Origin of the sequence: Glaciimonas sp. Gout2, assembly GCF_035018905.1 — a bacterium.
Classification (GTDB): domain Bacteria; phylum Pseudomonadota; class Gammaproteobacteria; order Burkholderiales; family Burkholderiaceae_D; genus Glaciimonas.
Window position 1 is genome coordinate 262,800 of the sequence record NZ_JASJXA010000002.1, and the last position, 9,659, is coordinate 272,458.

At 48.0% G+C, this 9,659-nt stretch carries 5 protein-coding genes and 1 pseudogene; 5 read left to right on the forward strand and 1 reads right to left on the reverse strand.

The window, feature by feature from the left end; all coding sequences use genetic code 11:
- The first annotated feature begins 133 nt into the window (after positions 1 to 133).
- Positions 134 to 1,216: a tRNA epoxyqueuosine(34) reductase QueG gene (gene queG, locus QN379_RS03665; RefSeq protein WP_323506047.1), complete on the forward strand. Its 1,083-nt coding sequence runs from the start codon at positions 134 to 136 to the stop codon at positions 1,214 to 1,216.
- 21 nt (positions 1,217 to 1,237) lie between these two features.
- On the opposite strand, the gene QN379_RS03670 is transcribed toward queG, so the two are convergent.
- The gene (locus QN379_RS03670) at positions 1,238 to 2,134 is read right to left on the reverse strand and encodes an AEC family transporter (RefSeq protein WP_323506035.1); all 897 of its coding nucleotides are present in this window, start codon (positions 2,132 to 2,134) and stop codon (positions 1,238 to 1,240) included.
- Between the two features lie 810 nt (positions 2,135 to 2,944).
- Between QN379_RS03670 and QN379_RS03675 the strand changes: the two genes are divergently transcribed.
- From QN379_RS03675 to QN379_RS03690, 4 genes and pseudogenes are all read left to right on the forward strand, one after another.
- Positions 2,945 to 5,179, forward strand: coding sequence for a peptidase domain-containing ABC transporter (locus QN379_RS03675; protein WP_323506036.1), 2,235 nt, complete (start codon positions 2,945 to 2,947; stop codon positions 5,177 to 5,179).
- Positions 5,179 to 6,699 (forward strand): HlyD family type I secretion periplasmic adaptor subunit, encoded by a 1,521-nt coding sequence (locus QN379_RS03680; protein WP_323506037.1) that lies wholly within the window; start codon positions 5,179 to 5,181, stop codon positions 6,697 to 6,699. The genes QN379_RS03675 and QN379_RS03680 overlap by 1 nt, the downstream gene beginning before the upstream one ends.
- Positions 6,700 to 7,133: 434 nt before the next feature.
- Positions 7,134 to 7,778 (forward strand): hypothetical protein, encoded by a 645-nt coding sequence (locus tag QN379_RS03685; RefSeq protein WP_323506038.1) that lies wholly within the window; start codon positions 7,134 to 7,136, stop codon positions 7,776 to 7,778.
- A gap of 654 nt (positions 7,779 to 8,432) precedes the next feature.
- A pseudogene (locus QN379_RS03690) lies at positions 8,433 to 9,659 on the forward strand (hypothetical protein); the annotation flags it as partial.

Consider the following 9,659-nt stretch of genomic DNA (forward strand, 5'->3'; position numbering starts at 1 on the left):
CCTGATGTCTCTACCGCATTTTACTGAAACCGCCTTGAATCGCGCTGATCTTAACGATCACGGCATCGATCACAGCGTCGACAACAGCACCGATATCAATAACGATATCAAACGCGATCATAACCCCACCGCAATGGTTGCGCTTGCCGCCACCATCAAGGCGTGGGGGCGCGAATTGGGTTTTGCTGACGTGCGGATTACGGATGTCGATCTGTCGCAACAAGAAGCTGGCTTCGAGACTTGGCTTGCGCTCGGATATCACGGTGACATGGATTATATGGCAGCACACGGTTTAAAGCGTGCGCGACCCGCAGAATTGGTGCCGGGCACCATTCGATCGATTAGCGTGCGCATGGATTATTTGCCGCAAGATAGCGATGCCGCATGGCGTCAGCGTGAGAAAAATCGGCTTCAGCCCGGTGCATCCACGTCGGCTACGGTATCGCTATATGCACGTGGTCGTGACTATCACAAGGTGTTACGTTCGCGCTTGCAGCAATTGGCAGATCGCATTACCGCCGAAATTGGTCCCTTTGGTTATCGTGTATTTACCGACTCCGCACCGGTGATGGAGGTCGCGCTAGCGCAAAAGGCGGGTTTAGGTTGGCGCGGAAAGCATACCTTACTGTTGAACCGTGAAGCCGGTTCGTTATTTTTTCTAGGCGAGATGCTGACGGATATGCCACTCCCAACGGATGCACCGATCACGTCCCATTGCGGTCAATGTAGCGCCTGTATCGACGTGTGTCCGACCAAGGCCATTATCGCGCCCTATACTTTGGATGCACGCCGTTGTATTTCCTATTTGACAATAGAATTAAAAGGCAGCATTCCGCTGGAATTTCGAGCCTTGATCGGCAACCGCGTGTACGGCTGTGATGATTGTCAGTTATTTTGTCCGTGGAATAAGTTTGCTCAACCGTCCACGTTGAATGATTTTGATGTACGTAACGGTCTCGATAACGCCACGTTAGTAGAGCTGTTTGGCTGGACCGAAGCCCAATTTAATGAGCGCTTACAAGGCAGCCCGATTCGCAGGATAGGGCACGAGCGATGGTTGCGTAATATTGCGATCGGATTGGGTAATACAGCCGCAACGGCCATAACAACGCATAATGCATCAGAAATCATCGCTGCCTTACAAACCCGTGCCGACGATCCATCTGCCTTGATTCGCGAGCATGTTGAATGGGCATTGCAGCAGTACGGACTGTAATCTGATGCAGATGCAGCGTAGTTAACGATAGTGCAGCAATCCCAGCCATAACGGCAAAGTCAGTGCCGACAATACCGTTCCTGCAGAAACCAAAAACGCCACCAAAGGTCCGTTGCCACCAAGCCGTGCTGCCAAAATATAAGCGCTCGATGCCGTCGGCAATGCACAGAACAACACGACTATTTGCAATTGCAAGGCCCCCAATCCCACCCAGCGACCAAGTATCAACGCTGCCGCCGGTAGCGCCAGTAATTTTACTGCAAGAAAAAATCCCGTCATCAACTTGGCCTGACGCACGCCAGTAAGACGCAAACCTGCACCGACCAGCAATAAGCCAATTGCCAACGCGGCATTGCCGAGTCGCGACAAGACCGCACCGGCGACATCCGGTATTGGCATACCCGATAAGCTATATAACAAGCCACATGCCGTGGCGACCAACAAAGGGTTTCTTGCCAGTTCCTTCAACAACCCGCCGTTTTTATGCACCAGCGAGTGCACCGCCGCCAGGTTACACAGCGGCACGCCAAAGCCGATCAACAATGCCATCAATCCCGTACCTTCTTCCCCCGCCATACGTGACGCCAGCGCCAACGCCATATAGGAATTGAAGCGATAGCCGGTTTGCATACCCGACTCATAATCCATCGGCGTTGCTTTCAAAAACGGCTTGCCGATCCAGGTCAGGATGATCGCCACACCAAGCGCCGTTAATCCCACCATGAGCATTTTTCCGGTGGTATCGAAATGCAATACGGTACGCGCGGTGGAATAAAACAGCAAAGCAGGAAAAAGCAGGTAATACACCAACTTCTCGGCACCGGTCCAGAAGGCATCGCCCCAATCGGTCGTCCGCCGCAAAATAACGCCAAGCAGGATCAGGGTGAAATCGGGGAGCAACAGGTTAATGATATACATGGAAAAAATAGTTATTTCGATGTTAAGTGCGGTGAAATGAAATTTTGAGTCAGCCCACTTGGCCACAAAAAATTATGAATATGAATAGTATGAAATTGCGTACAACGACAAAAAATTGGTAGAAAAAAAGCAAAAAAAAGGCAGCAAACGATATCAAAAGCCAGCACCATCAAACCTGCATGCCAACCATATCAATGGTACGAATTGTACCTTCTTGGCTTGGCTCAAATAGCCAATAAAAATCTGCCCGAATTTTTGGATATTTCTTATCTCAGTTTAAGAATTGTCTCATATCAATTCGCAAGCGCGCTTTGTAGAATTGCACAGGATTAATGAAAATAAAATAATAATCTGGACAAGGACAGCCGCGCGACGGATGTGCGGGCTTACGTGCAGTGTAACTGCGCGCTATCACGCAATGCTTTGAGCAGTTATGGGTCGCTATTCGCGTCTGTTTTTTCGTTCATTAATGGCTCTCTGTCTAAATTAACAACCAAAGCATTAATGCGATTCTTGAAACCTTCAGCTCTACCGATCCGGTTCAATAACCCGCACGGAAACACGCTGAGCGATCACGTGGAATGCTGATTTTGCCACCAGCGCAGGTTGAGTCTGATGCCATTTGAATGACGGCAAGCGTTTATCAACGCCTCGACTGCTAAAAGTAATAAAAGCACAACTTCCAACAACATAATGCCTTAAATAGGCATAAAGAGAAAAGCCGTCATTATGCGTAATAAGAAGGTCGATACAAATGCATTTTTTTGGGCTTTACAGGGAATCTGCGTACTTCATCGCAAGCCCTTTTCCATGGAATTAGCGATCCAACAATTAGCCGCGCCACACACCGTTCATTCCATGGTTGCGGCTATTGCTTTATACGGCTTCGATGCGGAACTAACGCGCTGCGTTACCGCAGATGTGGACAAAGAATGTCTACCTACCGTCGTTTGGTTGACACCCAAATCCCCTTTTCTACAAGTCGAAGCCGCCCCAACAGAGGGCAACAATTCGAACGAACTTGCGTTGCTATCGGCAATGACCCAAGTGTCAATTGCGATGACAGATATCGCAGGCAGGCCAAACACACCAAACAGCGTAGACAGCGCAACTTCAGTTCTACCGCCAGAAGCGCCGGATGCGATACCAGCCATCATCCTGGAAGTCGATACCGACAGTTTTTTGGTACTGGAAAAAGGTGAGGTATCACCAACCATGATGTCGCCCGCAGATTTTTCACTTCGGTATCACGGCTTTCTCACCCGCATTAATGTGCAAGCTGACCCCGGTACGGATATTGATAGCGAGACCGAAGCGCGGCAAACGCGCACATTCGGCTTCAGCTGGTTTGTGCCTGAATTACTCAAACACAAAAAATTGTGGCAAGAAGTATTGCTGGCCTCGCTGGTGATCCAGTTAATTGCACTGGCAACGCCGCTGTTCACGCAAACCATCATCGATAAAGTAGTAGTTCACCGCACAGAAAGCACGCTGATCGTGATTGCGATTGGCATGGCAATTTTTATGCTGTTCTCGGCTGTCTTATCGTGGTTGCGCCAATATCTGGTATTACATACCGGTAACCGCGTCGATGCGGTATTGGGTTCATCAGTGTTCGAACGCCTGTTCAAACTGCCGCCGCTATATTTTCAGCATCGTCCGACTGGCATCATTGCCGCACGTCTGCACGGAATTGAAACCATCCGCGAGTTCATTTCTGGCGCAGCCGTAACGCTGATACTGGATTTGCCATTTCTATTTATTTTTGTCGCCATTATGTTTCATTACAGCGTTACCTTGACGCTGATTGTGTTGGCCATCTTATTGTTAATCGTCGGGCTAAGTATCGTTGTAGCGCCGTTATTTCAAACACGGCTGCAACAACAATTTCAACTCGGCGCACGCAACCAAGCCTTTCTTACCGAATACGTATCCGGTCTCGAAACGGTCAAATCATTACAACTAGAGCCGCAACTCAACAGCAAGTACAGCGGTTATCTCGCCAGTTATCTACAAGCTGGTTTCTCCACCAAGCAACTGGCCAATACTTACAACACCACCGCCAACTTTTTGGAGCAGTTACTTAGCCTGTTGATCCTCGGTATCGGTGCCTACACCGTCATGCACTCAAAGGAATTCACTATTGGGATGCTGGTTGCCTTCCAGATGTTTGCGGGCAAATTGTCACAACCAATGTTGCGTCTGGTCGGCCTGTGGCAACAATTTCAGCAAGCAAGTCTATCGGTAGCGCGGCTAGGCGATTTGATGAACGTGCCGATTGAACCTTATTCAGTCATCCCCGCACGCGACACCGCACGGCATGGTGAAATCGAAATAGGCGAGATCGCTTTTCGTTACGCCGATCATCTTCCGCTCGTTTATGAAAACGTCTCCCTGACCATCCGTCCAGGACAAACCATCGGCATTATGGGGCCATCAGGCTGCGGCAAAAGCACGCTCGCAAAATTATTGCAAGGCTTCTACCAACCCAGTGCTGGTCGCATCCTGATTGACGGCGTCGATATCCGGTATCTCGCGGCCAACGAACTGCGTAGCTACTTCGGCGTCGTGCCGCAGGAAACCATGCTCTTCTCCGGCACTATCTTTGAGAACCTACAAATGGCCAGCCCCAACGCTAATTTTGAGGCCATCACCACCGCCTGCAAAATGGCAGAAATTCACCACGTCATCGAAGCCTTACCGCAAGGCTATCAAACCGAAATTGGCGAACGTGGCGCTGGCCTCTCCGGCGGTCAAAAGCAACGTATTGCCATCGCCCGCGCCTTATTAAAGCAGCCAACCATCCTCATCTTCGACGAAGCCACCAGCGCCCTCGATGCGTCTACCGCAGAGCAATTTGCTCGGACCATCAACTCTCTCAAGGGCAAGGTGACGATGCTATTTATCACACATGGCTTACCGCAGGGACTGAAGGTCGACGCCGTATTTAGCCTAACCGCAAACGGCGCGCAATTGGTTAACCCTGACGCAGAAAGCAATGTGCTTGGTAATTCCATATTGCAAGCAACAGAAGGAGGCAATTAATGCCATCCACGCCATCGGACAATGCAAATCTGAATGCAAGCATCAATACAGCATCAGAAAATAATTCGACATCATCAAAAAATAATTCCACATCATCAGACAAGTGGGGCAAACCAGATCAGTCGGAGCTCGCGCAAAACATGGCCCCGATCATGGCGCTGCCTTCATCCAATCGTTGGCAAGATCCTCTGCGTTTGATCGAAGCCGAAGCGCCAAGCCACATCAAGCGATTGGTTCTATGGACAGTATCGATTCTTATTTTAATATTGATCATTTGGACTGCGTTCGGCAAACTCGACATTATTGCCACCGCCGAAGGCAAGCTAGTCCCGCAAACCTTAGTCAAGATCGTGCAACCGGCAGAACCTGGCGTCGTCAAAAAAATACTCGTCAATGAAGGCCATAGCGTCAAGGCCGGTCAACTATTAGCCCAACTCGATACCACACTGGCCAACGCCGATCGTAACGGCGTCAGCAAGGATATTGACATCCAGCGCATGCAGATTCGTCGGATCAATGCCGAACTGGCAGATCAAACGATGGCATCCAAAGCAGGAGACGATCCGCAGCTATACGCGCAGGTACAGCGTCAATTTTTGGCGCACAGGCAAGCATTTCTAAGCAGTCTGGATCAGGAGAAATCACTGGTCATCAAAGCCACGCACGAGTACCGCAGTGCGGTGCAGATTTCCGCTAAATTAAAACAAACATTACCGCTGTATCAACGCAGTGCAGAAGCCTACGCCAAGCTAGAAAAAGAAGGTTTTGTCAGCGGTCTGGCTGCCGACGAGAAGCAGCGCGACGCCATTGAAAAAGCCAGAGATCTAGACGCGCAACAGTCAATCGTCGCCTCGCTTGCCGCAACCATCGCAGCCCAACAGCAAAGGATCACCCAGTTACACGACACCTATCACGCCGACCTGCAAACCGAACTTGCCGACATCCACGCCCGACTCGCCCAATTGCAACCGAACCTGGATAAATCCATTTACAAACAAGGACTGATGGAACTGCGCGCGCCACAAGATGGCGTAATCAACGATCTTGCCACCACAACCGTCGGCGCAGTGGTACAACCCGGTACGGTTATCATGACGCTCGTGCCGCAGGACGAGCAATTGTATGCCGATGTCTCTGTCAAAAACGAAGATGTCGGCTTCGTCCAAATCGGCCAAACCGCGCAAATCAAACTCGCTACCTACCCGTTCCAAAAATACGGCATGTTGAACGGCACAGTCACACGATTAAGCGCCGACGCATCAGATCCCGAAAAGGGCAGCGCCAATGCCAGTGGTCCGTCAGGTGGCGGCAACGGCGATGACAGCAACAACGCCAGATCAACCTACAAAGCCCGTATCAAACTGGCGCATCAGATATTGGTCGATCCGCAAGGCAACCAATTGCAAATGACCGCTGGCATGCAAGTTGTCGCAGAAATTCATCAGGGCAAACGGACAGTATTGGAATATCTGTTATCGCCGGTGCAGAAGGCCGTTCAGGAGGCAGGGCGAGAGAGATAGACCACGTAATAAATAAAAAAATATGTCAATAAATAGAGCGATAAATATTCTAATAAATTCATCCAAGAGAATTCTCGATCTTCGCCGAGAGTTATCTTCCTTATAAATTTATTTATAGAATTTTTCATGTTAATTCGAGAATAGTCTCGTATCAATTCGGAAATTTCATTTGTAAAATTGAAAATAATTAAAAATAAAATAGACACTAAAATAATTCATGACAACGTTTTCTGCCATTGCAGTCACGCTATCCAATCTTGATGCAATCAATTGGAATCGACGTTCCATAAAAATGTGAACAACGAGTATATGGCGTTCCGCTCGCAACACGATTCATCGCCACTGAAGCGTGCAATGCGCTTTGACACAAAGCAAGTTTTAAATGATCAAACGTTGACAGGGTAATCGACATAATCAACCAAGGAGTAGTGAGCATGATGATAGGCAAACGATCTTACTTTCACATTTTTCTAATGACGGTATCGGCTTCTTTAGTTATCTCTTGCAGCGAGGATAAAACAGTGAGGCAACTGCATTCAAGCGACGGCAAAGCGACTTTTACACTACCTCAAAAATATGAAACAAATAACACCAATACAGAGCTGATTACCTTTGCCTTCCACTATCCAGACATGGCACCGATAACACAGGGAAGCGCACCAAAAAAAGATGAGATAAAAATATATCTAAGCCGGACAACAGTGTCTGATTTTCCTCGAATTAACGACGCCGAAAATATGGAGAAAAACGCGATCGATCAGTTCGATCCCTCACGTCGAGGACTCGAATATCGCGTAGAAAATCGCGGCATTTATCGCAGGTATCAACAAGGCAATCCGAAAGAGTTGGAATCACTCAGCACGTATTACATCTTTCAGGCAGCAGACGGACAACCCGTCGCGATCAAAGATCCATTGCCATTTATCGTTAGTTTTAAAGCTCTCAGAACAATCGATGATCACTTCGACTTGCAATACACGATAGCCAAACCGATAGGAAAAGACTTTATAAAAATAGACCAAGTCGTCACGGACCTGATTAAAAAGAACATCACCATCGCGTCATCGTCCGAGGAATAAATTATGTCTATTGCAATGCCCATCCATGCAGTTCTGACTTTAAGAAAAGTGTTTAACGACCGGCTGTTAAAAGCCCCGACAAGTGGAAAAAATAAAAGAGCCGAAATAATGAAAAACAAGGTCGCTGCATGACTCTGCATGGTAACGAAGCAAATATAGGGTGTCAGGAGGCGATTTTATGGACATAAAAAATATCATGTCCAGAGCACTTTTATTAATAGGAAGAATATGCATTTTCCTTGGATTGTGTAACGTATTTTATATAGGGAATTTCCTAAGAAATTCTCATACTTTGTTCCCAGTAGAGATTCTCTTTTCTGTAATTTTCGTTCTTGTGGGCGTGGTCTTGGATACCTTCTCAATGAGTAAACGCGAGTCTTTAGATGTAACTACGTTTTACAGAAAATTAAGAGAAAGTGTTGAAAATAAAACCTATCTCGATAATGCAAAAAAAATGGGGTTAATTTCGTTTTTTTTACTTGTTACTCCTACGGCTATTGATGGCAGCCATACATCTAGATTTCAGTTCACTAATAGTTACACCTTCTATTTATTCAGCACTTTTTTGTTTCTATTAATGTTCTGGCTTTCTATCACCTCCATCTGTTTCAAGAAATTTGAAATTTCGTCTAAATAAATTAACTAAGGTCTTAAATGAGTGTTGCTTACATTGTCACGAAATCCGGAATTGTTGTTATTGATGCTACGCCCGCAGCCATCAAAGCCATTGCAAAAGGAATTGGGAAGGATGCTGTGCCCGTAGCAGAACATTTAGGAAAAATAGTACAAAGAGGTGATGATGCAAAAACAGCGATGGACACCATTCTTGATACGCTAAGAAACTCTATTGGGGGAGACTTTACTAATCAGGTAAAAATGGTCGGTTCATTAGGTGCTGGTTATGCAATCGGTGAAGCGGTAGGCGTCTATGTTGGTGGTGCGACAGCGCCATTTATAGGGCCATTTGCAATACCACTGGGGGTTGTTGCAGGGGTTGCTGGAGGATATGTCGGATCAAAGCTTTATGATTGGCAATTCGACGAATCGACAAAACTAGGCCAAGAAATCAATGACCGTTTCACCCACTCCCGTAGCTACCGCTACGATCCCTTAGTCCTCGACCTCGACGGCGACGGCATCGAAACCGTCAGCAGCAAAAACAACATCTACTTCGACAACAACAACGACGGTATCAAAACCGCGACCGGTTGGGTCGGCGCTGACGATGGCTTGCTCGTCATGGACCGCAACGGTAACGGCGTGATCGACAACGGTACGGAACTCTTCGGTAATTCCACCCACCTCGACAACGGCCACACCGCCAGCGATGGTTTTGGCGCGCTGGCTGATCTGGATTCCAACCACGATGGCAAGATCGATAAAAACGACGCCAACTGGAACCAACTTAAAGTCTGGCGTGATCTTAATCAGGATGGCATATCTCAAGCCAATGAATTATTCACGCTGGATCAACTCGGCATCGCCAGTCTCAACGTCAACAAAAAATCACATAACCAAACACTCGCCAATGGTAACCAGTTAGCCGACCAAGGTACGTACACAAAAACCGATGGCAGCAGCGGCAATATGGGTGACGTAAATTTTGAGGAAGACGCCTTCCATCGGGAGTTTACTGATGAAGTCGTGATTGCCGATAACGTCAAAGATCTGCCCGATATGCAAGGCGCAGGCAAAGTGCGCGACCTGCGCGAAGCCGCCAGCTTGTCGACATCACTGCAAGACGTTTTGGCACACTACAGCGCGGCCACCACACGTGAAGAGCAACGCGGTTTGCTGGATCAAATGCTGTCCGATTGGGCCGACACATCCGGCATGACTAAAACCCTGCAAGAACGCGCTGGCAGTGCTTACACCGTGATC

Coding starts and splice junctions, on each gene's coding strand:
- queG (WP_323506047.1), top strand. CDS start 134: ATGGTTGCGCTTGCCGCCACCATCAAGGCGTGGGGGCGCGAATTGGGT.
- QN379_RS03670 (WP_323506035.1), bottom strand. CDS start 2,134: ATGTATATCATTAACCTGTTGCTCCCCGATTTCACCCTGATCCTGCTT.
- QN379_RS03675 (WP_323506036.1), top strand. CDS start 2,945: ATGGAATTAGCGATCCAACAATTAGCCGCGCCACACACCGTTCATTCC.
- QN379_RS03680 (WP_323506037.1), top strand. CDS start 5,179: ATGCCATCCACGCCATCGGACAATGCAAATCTGAATGCAAGCATCAAT.
- QN379_RS03685 (WP_323506038.1), top strand. CDS start 7,134: ATGATGATAGGCAAACGATCTTACTTTCACATTTTTCTAATGACGGTA.